Here is a 13,986-nt window from a genome sequence, read left to right as displayed (position 1 = left end):
TCGCTCCTCACGAGAGTGCCCCGGTGAGCTCGGTCAGCGATAGTGACGCATAGGTCTGCAACGGCGGACCCGCGGAGAAGTGCAGCGCCTCGATGGCCCGTGCAATCTCGCGCAGCTGAGCGTCGGCATCCGTGAGGGTGTCGTGCAGCACGGACCGGCGATCATCGACAGCCATCGAGAGGTCGGCAACCTGCACTTCCGCGAGCTGCGCCTCGAGCTGATCGAGCAACCGCTCGGGACGTGTCGATCCGGTCGACAGCGGCTGGGTGGCGAGGTGCTCTCGGATGCGCGCGACGGCGAACCGCAGCGAACGCGGGTTCTCGGGATCACGCACCAGAAGATCGATCACGCCGCTCGCGTAGAGCGCGCCGCGGTACCGGCGGCGGTGTGTGACGACGCTTTCGCTCGCGCGCAGCACGGCTTCGAGCACTTCCTGTTCGACGTCGCCGACGAGCCGGTCGACCATCGTGGCACGAAGCAGGATGCCGATCTGCAGCGCCCGCTCAATCGCCCGTCCGGTCTCGATCATGTGCCAGCCGGCATCACGGATCATGTTGGCCGACGTGCCCTGCAGGGCCAGAAGCGCCGTGAGCATCTGCCCCGCCGCCTCGCCGATGCCGTGGGCGTGCGGGGTGATCCGCAGGGCGGCACCTGCGCGATCGGTGACGGCGAATACCCGCCACGTGTCGGCAGAAAGCTGGTCACGCACCCCCTCGAGGGTTGTGCGCAGGCGCGAGAGTGAATGCGCCACCGAACCGGGGCGCGTGCCATCGAGCAGCACGGACCGGAACTCGTCGTCGAGGTCGAGCCAGCGCGTGCCGCACAGCCGCTGTGTGGCACCCACGAGCACCTGCGTGCTCTGCGCCGCGGTCAGTCCCGGTGCGGTGAGTTGGTCGGCATCCGAGCGGATCGCGAGGACGAGCCGCAACAGGTCTTCGGCCCGTTCCGCGTAGCGACCCGACCAGAACAGGTCGTCGAGTGCCCGCGGGGCTACCTCGGGCACCGACTGGACAACGGCAACGGTTGTTGCGTCCGGCAGCCCCTGGTCGAGGTCTGACGGATCCGCCTTCAGGACCCAGACGTCCTTTGACGCCGTCGGCAGCGCGCCGTCGGCGACGGCGGTGGCAAGCCCGCCGATGAGCGGGCGGTAGGTCGACTGGTGCCGCAGCGCAAACGTCCGCAAGACCACGGGCCTCGCGTCCACCTGGCCCGGTGAACGCCAGGTCGGTGCCTGCGAGAGCGGAAGGAGCTCCTGCACCGCGAAACGGTGGGGGCTCTGTCGGATGCGCTCGACGAGCCGGGCAGGGTCGGATGCCTGCAGCGGCGTCCGTGGCCCGTCAATGGCCCGCACGACAAGTGTCGGGTCTGCTCCCAGCAGACGGGGCGTCACCTGGTCCAGCGCGCCCGGATCGCCGCACCACCAGGTCGGTGTCGACGCCAGGCGCAACTGTTCGCCGAGGAGGCGCTCGCAGAGGGCGGGAAGGAAGGGGAGCAGTGCGGGGTTCTCAAGTACGCCGGCGCCCAGGCCGTTCACGAGCCGCACACCGCCGCGGCGAACCGCCTCGGTCAGTCCGGCCACACCGAGCTGCGAGTTTCCCCGCAGCTCGAGGGGGTCGCACCATTCGGCATCCACGCGGCGCAGGATGACATCGACGCGCTCGCGTGGTGCCACCTCCGGCCAGCCCGCGGGCTTCATCCAGACCTTCCCGTCGCGCACCACGAGGTCCGCTCCCTGCACGAGCGGAAACCCGAGCATGCCGGCAAGGAATGCCTGATCGTAGGCGGTTTCCGACAGTGCGCCAGGGGTGAGGACGACGACGCGGGCATCGGGCCGGGCATCCGGGGCTGCCGCGATGAGCGCTTCACGCAGGGCATCGAAGTAGGGCTCGATGCGGTGAAGCGCGGCGCCGTGGAACAGTTCGGGAACGACCTGCGACACGATCCGGCGGTTCTCCATCGCATACCCGAGGCCCGAGGGAGCCTGCACGCGGTCGGAGATGACCCGCCACTCGCCATCGCCGTCGCGCCCGAGGTCGGTGGCGCTGAACAGCAGCGGGTGCGGGTCGGTGGAGCCGGTCCCGGCGACGGCCCGGATGTAGCCGGCGTGTCCCAGCACAGTCGCTGCGGGCAGGATGCCTTCGCGCAGCATCCGACGCTCGCCGTAGACGTCCACGAGCAGCGCGTTCAGGAGCTCGGCGCGCTGGGCCAGCCCGACATCGAGCTTCGCCCACTCGGCGCCGTCGAGCACGAGCGGAACCGGGTCCAGCCGCCACGGCTCGGGGTCGGAGTCGGCCGGGTTGTAGGTCACTCCCTCGTCGGCCAGGAGCCCTTTGACCTCGCGATTCAACCTGGACAGGTCATCGATCGTGAGAGTCAGGGCTCCGGGCGCCATCGCGCGCCATGCGGGCCGCAACGTGCCGTCGGGCGCAATGACCTCGTCGAAGCGCGCCGACGATCCCCGGGGTGAAGCGAAGGGCAGCGTGGGTTGGGTGACCGCGGCGGCATAGTCGCGGAGGACGCTCACGCCGGGGCGATCCTGCGCAGGTCGAGGGTGTGCGGGTAGTCAGCGGATGCCGCGCGGCGGCCGCGCTCGCGGAGGGCTCCGACGTCGACGCGGCCGGGGGTGTGCCCGTGGGCCTCGAAGCGGCTCGCGCGTCGCGCTTCGGCCTCGAACGCGTTCACGGGCGGGTGCTCGTAGGCGCGTCCGCCCGGGTGCACGACGTGGTAGGTGGCACCGCCCAGGCTCGCTTCGGCGCGGGTGTCGATCACGTCGAAGGTCAGCGGAGAGTGCACCTCGATCGAGGGATGCAGCGCCGACCACGGCTGCCAGGCGCGATAGCGCACGCCCGCGTAGAACTCGCCGGGCGTGCCGGTCGATGTGAGAGGCACAGGTACACCATTGCACGTCACGAGGTGTCGGCGCTCGTCGACGCCGCGCACCGTGACCTGAATGCGCTCGACCGAGGAGTCCACATAGCGGGCGGTGCCCGATCCGGTGGCCTCCTCGCCGAGCACGTGCCAGGGCTCGATGGCCTGGCGAAGCTCGAGTTCGATGCGGGCTCCGGGGGCAGAGATCCTCGTGAGACCGACGCGCGGGAAGCGGAACTCCGCGAAGGCGTCGAGCCACGACTGCTCGAACGGGATGCCGGCGCGATTCAGGTCGTCGACGACGCCTTCGATATCCACGAGAGTGCCGTGGGGGAGGAGGAACTCGTCGTGCAGCCGCGTTCCCCACCGCACGAGAGGCTCGTCGTAGGGCGTGTCCCAGAACCGTGCGATGAGACTGCGCACTAGGAGGGCCTGGACGAGGGCAAGCTCGGGATGCGGCGGCATCTCGAACCCGCGCAGTTCAAGCAGGCCGAGCCTCCCGCGGCTGGAGTCGGGGCTGTAGAGCTTGTCGATGCAGAACTCGGCCCGGTGGGTGTTACCGGTCATGTCGGTGAGCAGGTGGCGGAGGGCCCGGTCCACGATCCAGGGGCGGGCGGTGCCGCCGGATGCTGCAGCCTCGGCATCCAGCCGCCGCAGCTCCCGCAGCGCGACCTCCATCTCGTACACGGCCTCGGGTCGACCCTCGTCAAAACGTGGAGCCTGGCTCGTCGGTCCGATGAACCGACCCGAGAAGAGATAGGACAGGCTCGGATGCCGCTGCCAGTAGGTGATGAGGCTCGCCAGCAGGTCGGGGCGTCGCAGCAGTGGCGAGTCGATCGGCTGGATGCCGCCGATCGTGATGTGGTTGCCACCGCCGGTGCCGGTGTGCAGGCCGTCGAGGTCGAACTTCTCGGTGGACAGGCGAGCGCGCCGCGCGAGGTCGTAGAGCGTCGTGGTCAGCTCGCGCTGCTGCGCCCACGATGACACCGGCTGCACATTCACTTCGATGACGCCGGGGTCGGGGGTCACGACGAGCTGCTCGAGGCGGGTGTCAGGCGGGGCCGAGTATCCCTCGATCACGAGACGGATGCCGGTCGCCGACGCCGCCTGCTCCAGGACGTGCAGGAGGTCGGCATAGTCCTCCAGGTGTGCGACCGGTGGCAGGAACACGTGCACCTGGCCATCTCGTGCCTCGAACGCGATGGCGGTAGTCGCTGTAGCTGCGACGCCCTGCAGGGACACGTCGGGCACCGCCGGCTCACGAAGCGGGACCTCTTCGAGATAGGACGGTTCCGCCGTCAGCTCCTGTGGTGTCCACGACACCGAGTCCAACGGCAGGCGCAGGCCGATGGGGCTCGTGCCGGGGCTGAGCACGAGCCTGCCGCGGCGGAAGGTCCACACGGGGCTCGTCCAGTGCCCGTCGGTTGTGAGGGGTAGTACCCACCCGGTCGGGGTGTCGATGTCGCGGTCGAGCGCTGCGAGGTCGTGTTCGTCGAAACCCTCGACGTCGGTCGGTTCGCCGACGGGTTTGCGGACCTCTGCAGCCAGTGCCGCGAGCGGGTCTTCATAGGCGGGGAGGAGCCTGCTGTTCGGGATGCCGAGAGTCTGGGTGACGCGCCGCGCCAGGGTCTCGGCATCCGCCTGCGCGGTCGGCCTGGCCTCGTCAGACCACGGGTCGGCAAATAGCGACGGGTCGTTCCACAGCGGCACACCGTCTTTGCGCCACTGCAGCGCGATGTTCCAGCGGGGCAGCGGCTCGCCCGGATACCACTTGCCCTGGCCGCGATGCACGATGCCGCCGCCGGCGTAGCGCTCGCGGAGCTTCTCGGCGAGGGTGTCGGCGAGCTCTCGCTTCTGGTCGCCGTCGGCGTCGGTGTTCCATTCGGGTGCTGTCGCGTCATCGACAGAAACGAAGGTCGGTTCGCCGCCCATCGTCAGGCGCACATCTGCCGCCGTGAGCCGCTCGTCGACCGCCTCGCCGAGCGCGTCGATGCGCTGCCACTGGTCCTCGGTGTAGGGGCGGGTCGTGCGCGGGTCCTCGTGGATGCGGCGCACCTCGTTGTGGAACGAGAACTCGACCTCGACGGGCTCGGTGGCTCCCGAGATGGGTGCGGCCGAGGACGGCTCAGGTGTAGCGCTCAGCGGAATGTGCCCTTCGCCGGCGAACAGACCGCTCGTGGCATCCAGTCCGATCCAGCCGGCACCTGGCACGTAGACCTCGGCCCACGCGTGCAGGTCGGTGAAGTCGGCGGCAGGCCCACTCGGACCGTCGAGGGACTCCTGGTCGGGGGCGAGCTGGACGAGGTAGCCCGAGACGAAGCGTGCGGCCAGGCCGTACTGACGCAGCAGGCTTACGAGCAACCAGGCGCTGTCGCGGCACGAGCCGATACCGCTGCGCAGCGTGTGGTTCGGGGTCTGCACTCCCGCCTCCATCCGCACGCTGTATGCGACCCGCTGCTGCACCGCGCGGTTGAGGTCGGCGAGGAACGTCACTGTCGGTACCCCGTCATCGGGCAGCGCTGGCAGCGTCTCGCGCCACCGTTCCGCGCGCCCGCTGCCGGGAACGGGCCGGAGGTACGGGGCGAGGTCGGATGCCAGGTCGGGGCGGTAGGCGAAGGGGAACCGCTCCGCGTACTCCTCGATGAAGAAGTCGAGCGGGTTGATCACCATCATGTCTGCGACCAGGCCCACCGTGATCTCGAGCCGGTCGACCTTCTCGGGGAAGACCAGGCGAGCCACCCAGTTGCCGAAGGGGTCCTGCTGCCAGTTGACGAAGTGGTTCTTCGGGTACACCTCGAGCGAGTAGGCCTCGATCGGGGTTCGCGAGTGCGGGGCCGGCCTCAACCGAACGAGGTGCGGGGCGACCGAGATGGGCCGGGCGAACTCGTACGCGGTGCGGTGCTCGAGAGCCACCTTGATCGACATGCACACAGCGTGTCGGAGAACTGTTGCGTGCGGGTTACGGTTTGCCGACCAGTCGGACTCGACCCCGATCCTCTAGAGCGCAGCGAGCTGGGCGTCGAGGAACTCGCGAACGTCGGCCAACTCCTGCTCCGAGACGCTGTGGGTGAGCCCCGGGTACGCGCCGCCCGAGAGGGTGGCGTGGCCGGGAAGCCACTGCATCGTGTGCTCGACGAGCGCCGGGGGGATGACGTCATCGTGCGTTCCGCGGCCCCAGAACACCGGCGGCCGGCGCTCTGCCATCGCCGCATCGCCCTCGAGGTCGCCCGGGGCGACGTACCCGCTGAGGTTCACGGCGAAGGCGAACCGGTGCGGCTCCAGGCGCAGGGCTTGCATCGAGACGGCGGCGCCCTGGGAGAACCCGAGGAGCCCGACGGGGTCGTCGCCGGGGAGTGCGTCGACCCAGTCGATGAGGCGGCGCGCGGCATCCGTCACCCGCGACGGGTCGCGGCCATCCAGCCCCTCGATCGGGTACCAGGAGTATCCCGGGGCCGGCCATGGCGGTGTGAGGGGTGCGCGAACAGCGGCGATCGTGACATCGGCGGGCAGGTACGGCCTCAGCCCGAACAGGTCGCGTTCGTCGGAGCCGTAGCCGTGCAGCAGCACCAGCAGCGGCCGTCCTGTGCGGTCCTCGGGCTCGGTGGACCAGAGGACCGTGTCGTCGGCGAGTGCCGGCGTGTCGATGTCACTCATGGCCTCAGGGTATACAAGAGACATGCCGGTACGGACCCCAGACCCCGACCCCAACGAGCGTGACGACGAGGGAACGCCCCGCGATCCGCTCGGCGGGATCGGCGCTTCGTTCGGTCGCGCCGGGCATCCCGTCGGCGACGGGAGCTTCGGTTCTCCCGCACCCGACAGTGCCTCGAACCCGGGATGGCTCACCGACATCGAACTCGCCGAAGCGCGTCGGCGCCTGCCCATGCTCTACGTCGAGGCGCTCCCGGTACGGACGGATGGCGTTGGCCTGGTCACCGAGGTCGGCATCCTGCTGCGCGCCACCCCGCTCGGTGAGATCACCCGCTCGCTCGTCTCGGGGCGCGTCCGCTACGGCGAGACGGTTCGCGATGCGCTGTTCCGTCACCTCGAGAACGACCTCGGACCGATGGCGTTCCCGCTGCTGCCGCCGCAGCCCGTGCCGTTCACTGTCGCCGAGTACTTCCCGATTCCCGGCGTGAGCCCGTTCTTCGATGACCGACAGCACGCGGTGTCGCTCGCGTTCGTGGTTCCCGTGACCGGCACCTGCGAGCCGCGTCAGGATGCGCTCGAAGTCACGTGGATGTCGCCGGAGGAGGCGGCATCCGACTCCCTGGCCGCCGAGATGGAAGGTGGCAGGGGAACGCTCGTGCGCCTTGCGCTGGCGAGCGTCGGCGCGCTGCGCTGACGCGGGAGTGCCGATGCCCACCAACGTCCAGCTCGTCGAGTTCGCCGTCGGGCTCCCGATCGCTCTGGGAATCTCCTACCTCATCGCGCTCGCGATGCGGCGGCTGTTTCGAGAACGCCTCCCTCTGTCGCTCTCGGTCATGATCCTCACCTCGGTCGTGGGAACCGCGATCGGGCTGTTCATCGCCGGGTGGTTTGTCGTGGACGCGCGCCTGTGGACGCCGCTGACGTTGCTGATCGCGTTCGGCTCCAGCATCCTGGTCGCCTTCGCCGTTTCTGGGCTGTTCGTCGGTCTTCGACGCGACCCGGGGAAGGTCGACATCGCAGCGCTGCTGGCTGCCGGAGAGTCCGACCGTGTCGAGTTCAAAGAGACCGCGCGCTGGAACATCAGGGAGAACAAGAAGGACCCGCGGATGGAGCAGGTGGTCGCCAAGACCATCGCTGCTTTCCTCAACAGCGGGGGCGGAACGCTCGTGGTCGGCGCGAGCGACGACGGCGAGGCGTTCGGTCTGGATCGTGACCTCGCGACCCTTCGAACCCCGGATGCCGACCGCTTCGAGCTGTGGCTGCGCGACATGCTCTCCACGCTTCTCGGGCGCAACGCCGCGGCATTGCCGATGGTTCGATTCCCCACGGCACCCAACGGGGCGATGGTCTGCGCGATCGTGTGTCCGCCTTCTCCGCGACCCGTTTTCGTGACGCAGGCGAAGGACGGAGCCTCGACGGAGCTGTGGGTTCGGGTAGGTAATTCGACCCGATCTTTTGCAGTCGACGAAGCCGTCGAGTACGTCGCGCGGCACTGGGGTCGGGGGCGCGTACGGCAACGCTCGGCCGATCCCAAGCCTCCCGCTACCTGATCGTCATCTGAGCGCGGTATGGTGTGTGCGCTCGGGGGAGATTGATCCCGCATGTCCCGGAGGACCGGATGCCCGACAACGCTCCATCTGCTCACACCGACGCATCGCTCTCGACGCCGTTCGATGAGCTCATGAATGCAGCGCCGGACGCCAGCTTCTCGCCGTCGCAGGGCGCCGGCTTCGCGACCGTGTTCCGTGGCTATGACCGCGACGACGTGGATGCCGCGGTCTCGCGGCTCACCACGAACCTCGCCGCCGAATCGCAGCGTGCCGCCGAGAGTTCCGCGCGCGCTGACGCCGCCGCAGAACGCCTCGCCAGGCTCGAGGGAGACCTCACGGCGGTTCGCGCCCAGCTTGCAGAGGCCGAGGGGCGTATCGCCGCGCTCACGGAGGAACTCGCCGACGGCTCGGCTGCATCCCCGAACCGCCGCCACTTCGAAGAGGTGCTCCGGGTCGCCGAGGAGCAGGCGAGCACCATCATCCACAACGCCACGAACCAGGCCGACAAGCTGCTCCAGGCTGCCAGTGCCGAGGGTGACAGCCGTCGGGTCGAGGCCGAGGCTGATGCCGCACAGATCATCGCGCGCGCGAACAGCGACGCCGAGCAGGTCCGGCTTCGGATGCAGACGGAGTTGACGGCGCACACCGCTCGCCTCGAGCGCGAGGCAGCGGCGTCGGCGGATGCTGTCGTCCAGGCCGAGCAGGAGGCAGCCGCGATCCGCACCGAGGCCGAGAAGGCCGCCGCGACGACCCGAGCGACTGTTGCGCGGGAGACCGAGCAGTCCCGAGCCTCGGCTGAAGAGGCGGTGCGCGAGCTGCGGATGCGGGCTGCGGAGTTCGAGGAGTCGCTCACGCGTCGTCAGGATGACGCGCAGCAGGAGTTCCTGGTGCTGCACAATCAGGCTGTCGCGCACGCCGAGCGCATCACGACTGACGCGAACGCTCAGGTGGCTGCGGCGCTCGAGCATGCGCAGCGGATCACCGCGAAGGCTGACGACTTCGACAAGCTCATGCGCTCGCAGGCGCAGCAGATCGAGGCTGACGCGCGGATGCGAGCTGCCGAGCACCTCGAGCGCGCACGCGAGAAGGCGCAGCGCATCATCGACGCGGTGACGACCCAGGCCGATAGCGTGCTCCGCGACGCTGAGGATCGCACACGGCAACTGCGCTGGCAGCAGCATCAGCTCACGAGCTTCATGGCCGAGGTCAAGGAGATGATCCGTCCCGACGGGCTGAGCGCGCAGTCGGAAGCACCCGCGCTCGAGGCATCCGACGACGAGGGTGCGGCTGCGGAGACGGATGTCGCCCCCACCGGAGACGGCGGCGCCGAGCACGCGTAGTCTGGCCGAAGCCCGCGAGGGAGGTTCGGCATGGTCCAGGTACGCGTCGCCGGGGTGGCGATGGACTCGATGGGGCAGCACGTCATCCTGCTCAAGCCTCTGGATGATCCGCCCGGAACCGGCTCGATCGTTCCGATCTGGATCGGCGCTCAGGAAGCGACCTCCATTCTCGTCGCCGTCGAACACGCCGTGACACCGCGACCGCTTGCCCACGACCTCATGTCGGTGATGATCCAGCAGCTGCACGCCCGAGTGACGCGCGTCGAGGTGACGCGGATCACGGACGGCACGTTCTACGCCGAGATCACCATCATCCACGGCGACCAGGTTCTCGTCATCGACGCGCGACCCTCGGATGCCATCGCGCTGGCGTCGCGGGTCGGGGCGGCGATCTGGGTCGCGGACGCCGTCCTTGAGGAAGCAGGCATGCCCGACATGCTCGACGAGGATGACGCCGAGGTATCAGTCGACGAATTCAAACGCTTTCTCGACGAGGTCGATCCCGAAGACTTTCGCGGCTGAGCCCCTCGGGGCCGGCGGCCGGCATCCCTGTCGAGCCGCGCACCACCAGGGTCGTCGGCAGCTCGATGATGCGCGGCTGGGGGTCTGCGCCGGCGGCGATGGCGACGAGCTCATCGATCGCGGCTCCCGCCATGTCGCGGATCGGCTGGCGAACAGTTGTCAGGGCAGGCTGGACCCACTTCGCCCCGCGCACGTCGTCGAACCCGACCACGAGCACGTCCTGCCCCACGCGCAGGCCGAGGTCGGCGGCGGCGCGATACACGCCGATCGCCATCTCATCCGAGATCGCGAAGACGCCGATCGGCGCGGATGCCGCAGCCTCGCGCAGCGCCGGAACACTCGCGCGCCACGCGCCCGGGGAGCTCCAGTCCGCCCGAACCCGGTGGATGACGGCCGTCGGATGCCGCGAACGCACCGCGGTCTCGAAGCCCTCCACGCGCGCGCGTCCGAAGCGGTAGGACGGCGCTGCATCGACGACGACGAACCGCTCGGCTCCCGCCTCGTGCAGATGCTCGGCTGCCGCAGCGCCCCCGGCGCGGTCGGTCGTGCGCACGCTGGTCAGCGATGTTCCTGCCTCGGCCCGCGGATCCATCAGCACGATCGGGATCCCCGCGTCCCGCAGGACCGCGAGCTGGGCGGCGGTGGGCAGGATAAGGCCGAGCACGACACCCGCTGAGCCGCGAGCCCGGATCCGCAGGGGCCAGTCGTCGTCGGGAGTGTCTCGCTCTGCGGTGAGGACGAGATCGAAGTGGTGGCGGGCAGCGGCCAGGTGCGCGCCGGCGGTGACCTCGTCGGCGTAGGGGTCATGGAATCGCCCCAGCACGAGATCGAACAGGCGCGATGTTCCCGTTCGTGGGCGACCTCGGCGGACCCCGGTTGCGGAGTACCCGTGCCGCTGTGCCGCGGCGAGAACCCGCGCTCGCGTCTGCGCCGACATTTCGCCCTTGCCGCGCAGCGCGCGCGAAGCCGTTGAGACGCTGACCCCGCTCTCGGCGGCGATCTGGGCGAGAGAGCTCACGCTCCGATTTTTGCGCAAAAGTGAGAGCGCGCGCCACGACGCCTGGCATCGTGGTGCGCGGATCGCGAGAGAAGGGCGATGTCGATGGGGATGTCGAGTTCACCCGTCCTGAGGGTCGCCATTATCGGCACGGGTTTCATGGGCAGGATGCATGCCCATGCGTGGCGCACCGCGCATCGCTTCTTCAGCCTGGATGCCACCCCCGAGATCGCCGTCCTCGTCGGGCGGGACGCGGCACGCACTGCCGATGCCGCCCGTGAGTTCGGGGCGCTCGCCGCGTCGACCGACTGGCGAGAGGTCGTGGAGCGATCCGACATCGACGTCGTCGACATCTGCACGCCCGGTGATACCCACGCCGAGATCACGCTCGCGGCACTTGCCGCTGGAAAGCACGTGCTGTGTGAGAAGCCGCTTGCCAACAGCGTCGCCGACGCCGAGCGGATGGTCGCGGCGGCAGAGTCGGCATCCGACCTCGTTGCGATGTGCGGATTCAGCTATCGCCGCACTCCCGCGCTGTCGCTCGCGCGTGAGCTCATCGCGGCTGGGCGGCTGGGCGAGATCCGGCACGTGCGCGCGCAGTATCTGCAGGATTGGCTGAGCGACCCCGACGCACCCTTCACCTGGAGATTGGACAGGGGACGCGCCGGATCCGGCACCCTGGGTGATATCGGCGCTCACAGCATCGACACCGCCCAGTGGCTCACGGGTGAACCGATCACTGCCGTCTCGGCACTCACGCGAACCTTCGTCACCGATCGCCCCGAGCTCACGGAGCAGGTCGGGCTCGGGGGTCGCGCAGCCGACGGCGCGGCGCGACGTGAGGTGACCGTCGACGACGCCGCCGCGTTCACCGCTACCTTCGCAGGCGGGGCCATGGGGGTGTTCGAGGCAACGCGGATGGCGACCGGCAGGCGTAACGCCAACCGCATCGAGATCAACGGATCGCTCGGGGCGATCTCTTTCGACTTCGAGCGCATGAATGAGCTCGAGTTCTATGACGCCACCGATCCGGCTGGCGAGCAGGGCTTCCGTCGCATCCAGGTCACCGAGCCCGAGCATCCGTACGCGGCTGCGTGGTGGCCGGCGGGTCATGGCCTCGGATACGAACACGGGTTCACACACCAGATCGTGGACGTCGTGCGGGCGATCACCGCCGGCACGACGGCATCGCCCTCGTTCGCCGAGGCCGCTCAGGTCCAGCGTGTGCTCGCCGCCGTGGAAGACAGCGCGGCGCGAGGCAGCATCATGACGGCTGTGGAAGGAGCACCCTCATGACCACCAGACAAGCGCTCGTCGTCCGCGGCGGGTGGGACGGGCACCGGCCGGTCGAAGCCACGGACCTGTTCATCCCGTTCCTCGAGTGCAGCGGATTCGCGGTGCGGGTCGAGGACTCGCCCGAGGTCTACGCCGACCAGGCGACGATGCGGGCCACCGACCTCGTGCTGCAGTGCGTCACGATGTCCGAGATCTCGCAGGATGCCCTGAGCGGGCTGCGTGCGGCCGTGGTCGCAGGGCTCGGGCTTGCCGGCTGGCACGGGGGGATCGCGGATTCCTACCGCAACAGTTCGGACTATCTCCAACTGATCGGCGGGCAGTTCGCGACGCATCCATCCAAGAGTCCGAACCTGTGCACGGGCGATCAGAGCGACAACTACCTGCCGTACACGGTCGAGATGACAGCGCTCGGGCGCGAGCACGAGATCACAGCGGGAATCGCTGACTTCGAGCTGACCACCGAGCAGTACTGGGTGCTGCACGATGATCTCAACGACGTGTTGGCGACCACGACGCATCCGACCCAGCCCTACCACCCCTGGCATCGGCCGATCACCTCGCCCGCGGTCTGGACGCGGCTGTGGGGAGCGGGGCGCATCTTCGTCGCGACGCCCGGCCACAGCCTCGATGTCCTCGAGCACCCGGAGGTTCGCACGATCATCGAGAGGGGACTGCTGTGGGCAGCACGCACGGCGTCGGAGTAGTCGGACTCGGAGTCATCTTCGCGCAGTACCGGGAGACCCTCGTCGGGCTCGACGACATCGCGGTCGTGGCCGTGGCCGACCTCGATCGGGCCCGCGCTGAGGAGGTCGCCGCCACGATCCCCGGATGCCGCGCCCTGAGCGTCGCGGAACTCACGACAGACCCCGCCGTCGACACCGTGCTCAACCTCACGATCCCCGCCGCTCACGCCGAGATCGCGCTGGCCGCGCTCGCCGCAGGCAAGAACGTCTACGGCGAAAAGCCCCTCGCGGCGACGCTGGCGCAAGCCCAGCAGATCATGGCGGTCGGTGGGCAGGCGTGGGTCGGCGGTGCACCCGACACGGTGCTCGGCACCGGCATCCAGACAGCCCGCGAGGTGGTCGACGCGGGCCGGATCGGCCGGCCGCTCGCGGCGACGGCAACCTGGGTAGCTCCGGGGCACGAGGCCTGGCATCCGAACCCCGACTTCTACTATCGCGAGGGCGGCGGGCCGCTCATGGACATGGGTCCGTACTATCTGACCTCGCTCGTCCACCTCCTCGGGCCCGTCGAGAGTGTGAGCGGAGCCTCCTCACGCAGCCGTGGCACGCGAACCATCGCGTCGGGCCCTCGGGCGGGGGAAGAGATCCCCGTCGAGGTCGACACGTACGTCACCGGCACCCTGCGGCACGCCGGTGGCGCGATCTCGACCGTGGTGTTCAGCTTCGACAGCGTCGCCACGCACGCCGCACCCATCGAGGTCCACGGCGAGACCGGCTCGATCGCGGTTCCGGACCCGAACATGTTCGAGGGCGACGTGCAGGTACGGATGCTGGGAGCCCCCGACTGGGAGAGCGTTGCCCCGTCGGCCGGCTACGGCGACGCGGGGCGCGGCATCGGACTCATCGACCACGTCCGCACCGGCGCAGACCGCGCGAGCGGGGCCCTCGCCCTGCACGTCCTCGAGATCATGACCGGGCTCCTGCGATCTGCGCGAGAGAACAGTCCTTTCACCCTCACAACAACGGTGCAGCGACCGGCGCTGGTTCCGCTGACCCCCGCATCCGACTGGAGATGACCC

At 69.3% G+C, this 13,986-nt stretch carries 11 protein-coding genes; 7 read left to right on the top strand and 4 right to left on the bottom strand.

Going from position 1 to position 13,986, the window contains the following annotated elements; genetic code table 11:
* Window positions 1–7 precede the first annotated feature (7 nt).
* The 3 genes from ACQVDU_RS06225 to ACQVDU_RS06215 form a co-directional block, all read right to left on the bottom strand.
* Window positions 8–2,524: a circularly permuted type 2 ATP-grasp protein gene (locus ACQVDU_RS06225; protein WP_443476559.1), complete on the bottom strand. Its 2,517-nt coding sequence runs from the start codon at window positions 2,522–2,524 to the stop codon at window positions 8–10.
* The gene (locus tag ACQVDU_RS06220; protein WP_443476558.1) at window positions 2,521–5,793 is read right to left on the bottom strand and encodes a transglutaminase family protein; all 3,273 of its coding nucleotides are present in this window, start codon (window positions 5,791–5,793) and stop codon (window positions 2,521–2,523) included. Before ACQVDU_RS06220 ends, ACQVDU_RS06225 begins: the two co-directional genes overlap by 4 nt.
* Before the next feature lie 72 nt (window positions 5,794–5,865).
* The gene (locus tag ACQVDU_RS06215; protein WP_300591394.1) at window positions 5,866–6,522 is read right to left on the bottom strand and encodes an alpha/beta hydrolase; all 657 of its coding nucleotides are present in this window, start codon (window positions 6,520–6,522) and stop codon (window positions 5,866–5,868) included.
* A 22-nt stretch (window positions 6,523–6,544) separates the two neighbouring features.
* Here ACQVDU_RS06215 and ACQVDU_RS06210 point away from each other — a divergent pair, with 22 nt between their 5' ends.
* From ACQVDU_RS06210 to ACQVDU_RS06195, 4 genes are all read left to right on the top strand, one after another.
* Window positions 6,545–7,213, top strand: a complete 669-nt coding sequence (locus ACQVDU_RS06210) for an NUDIX hydrolase family protein (protein ID WP_443476557.1) — start codon at window positions 6,545–6,547, stop codon at window positions 7,211–7,213.
* A 13-nt stretch (window positions 7,214–7,226) separates the two neighbouring features.
* On the top strand, window positions 7,227–8,069 hold the full coding sequence (locus ACQVDU_RS06205) for an AlbA family DNA-binding domain-containing protein (RefSeq protein WP_363497427.1): 843 nt from the start codon (window positions 7,227–7,229) through the stop codon (window positions 8,067–8,069).
* A gap of 68 nt (window positions 8,070–8,137) precedes the next feature.
* Window positions 8,138–9,409 carry a cell division initiation protein gene (locus tag ACQVDU_RS06200; protein ID WP_443476556.1) on the top strand — a complete coding sequence of 424 codons (1,272 nt, stop codon included), beginning with the start codon at window positions 8,138–8,140 and terminating at the stop codon, window positions 9,407–9,409.
* 30 nt (window positions 9,410–9,439) lie between these two features.
* Window positions 9,440–9,931: a bifunctional nuclease family protein gene (locus ACQVDU_RS06195; RefSeq protein WP_443476555.1), complete on the top strand. Its 492-nt coding sequence runs from the start codon at window positions 9,440–9,442 to the stop codon at window positions 9,929–9,931.
* On the opposite strand, the gene ACQVDU_RS06190 is transcribed toward ACQVDU_RS06195, so the two are convergent.
* Complete coding sequence (locus ACQVDU_RS06190) at window positions 9,885–10,949, bottom strand: LacI family DNA-binding transcriptional regulator (protein ID WP_443476554.1); 1,065 nt, start codon at window positions 10,947–10,949, stop codon at window positions 9,885–9,887. The two genes, ACQVDU_RS06195 and ACQVDU_RS06190, sit on opposite strands and share 47 nt — an antisense overlap.
* A 90-nt stretch (window positions 10,950–11,039) precedes the next feature.
* Here ACQVDU_RS06190 and ACQVDU_RS06185 point away from each other — a divergent pair, with 90 nt between their 5' ends.
* Genes ACQVDU_RS06185 through ACQVDU_RS06175 form a run of 3 tightly spaced genes read left to right on the top strand, consistent with a single transcriptional unit; the run spans window position 11,040 to window position 13,983 of the window.
* Complete coding sequence (locus ACQVDU_RS06185; protein ID WP_443476553.1) at window positions 11,040–12,224, top strand: Gfo/Idh/MocA family protein; 1,185 nt, start codon at window positions 11,040–11,042, stop codon at window positions 12,222–12,224.
* Window positions 12,221–12,928, top strand: coding sequence for a ThuA domain-containing protein (locus ACQVDU_RS06180; RefSeq protein ID WP_443476552.1), 708 nt, complete (start codon window positions 12,221–12,223; stop codon window positions 12,926–12,928). The genes ACQVDU_RS06185 and ACQVDU_RS06180 overlap by 4 nt, the downstream gene beginning before the upstream one ends.
* Complete coding sequence (locus ACQVDU_RS06175; protein WP_443476551.1) at window positions 12,901–13,983, top strand: Gfo/Idh/MocA family protein; 1,083 nt, start codon at window positions 12,901–12,903, stop codon at window positions 13,981–13,983. The genes ACQVDU_RS06180 and ACQVDU_RS06175 overlap by 28 nt, the downstream gene beginning before the upstream one ends.
* Window positions 13,984–13,986: the final 3 nt, after the last annotated feature.

It is taken from the genome of Microbacterium sp. F2 (assembly GCF_052274505.1).
Taxonomy (GTDB): Bacteria; Actinomycetota; Actinomycetes; order Actinomycetales; family Microbacteriaceae; genus Microbacterium.
This window is presented reverse-complemented; position numbering and strand designations above follow the sequence as displayed.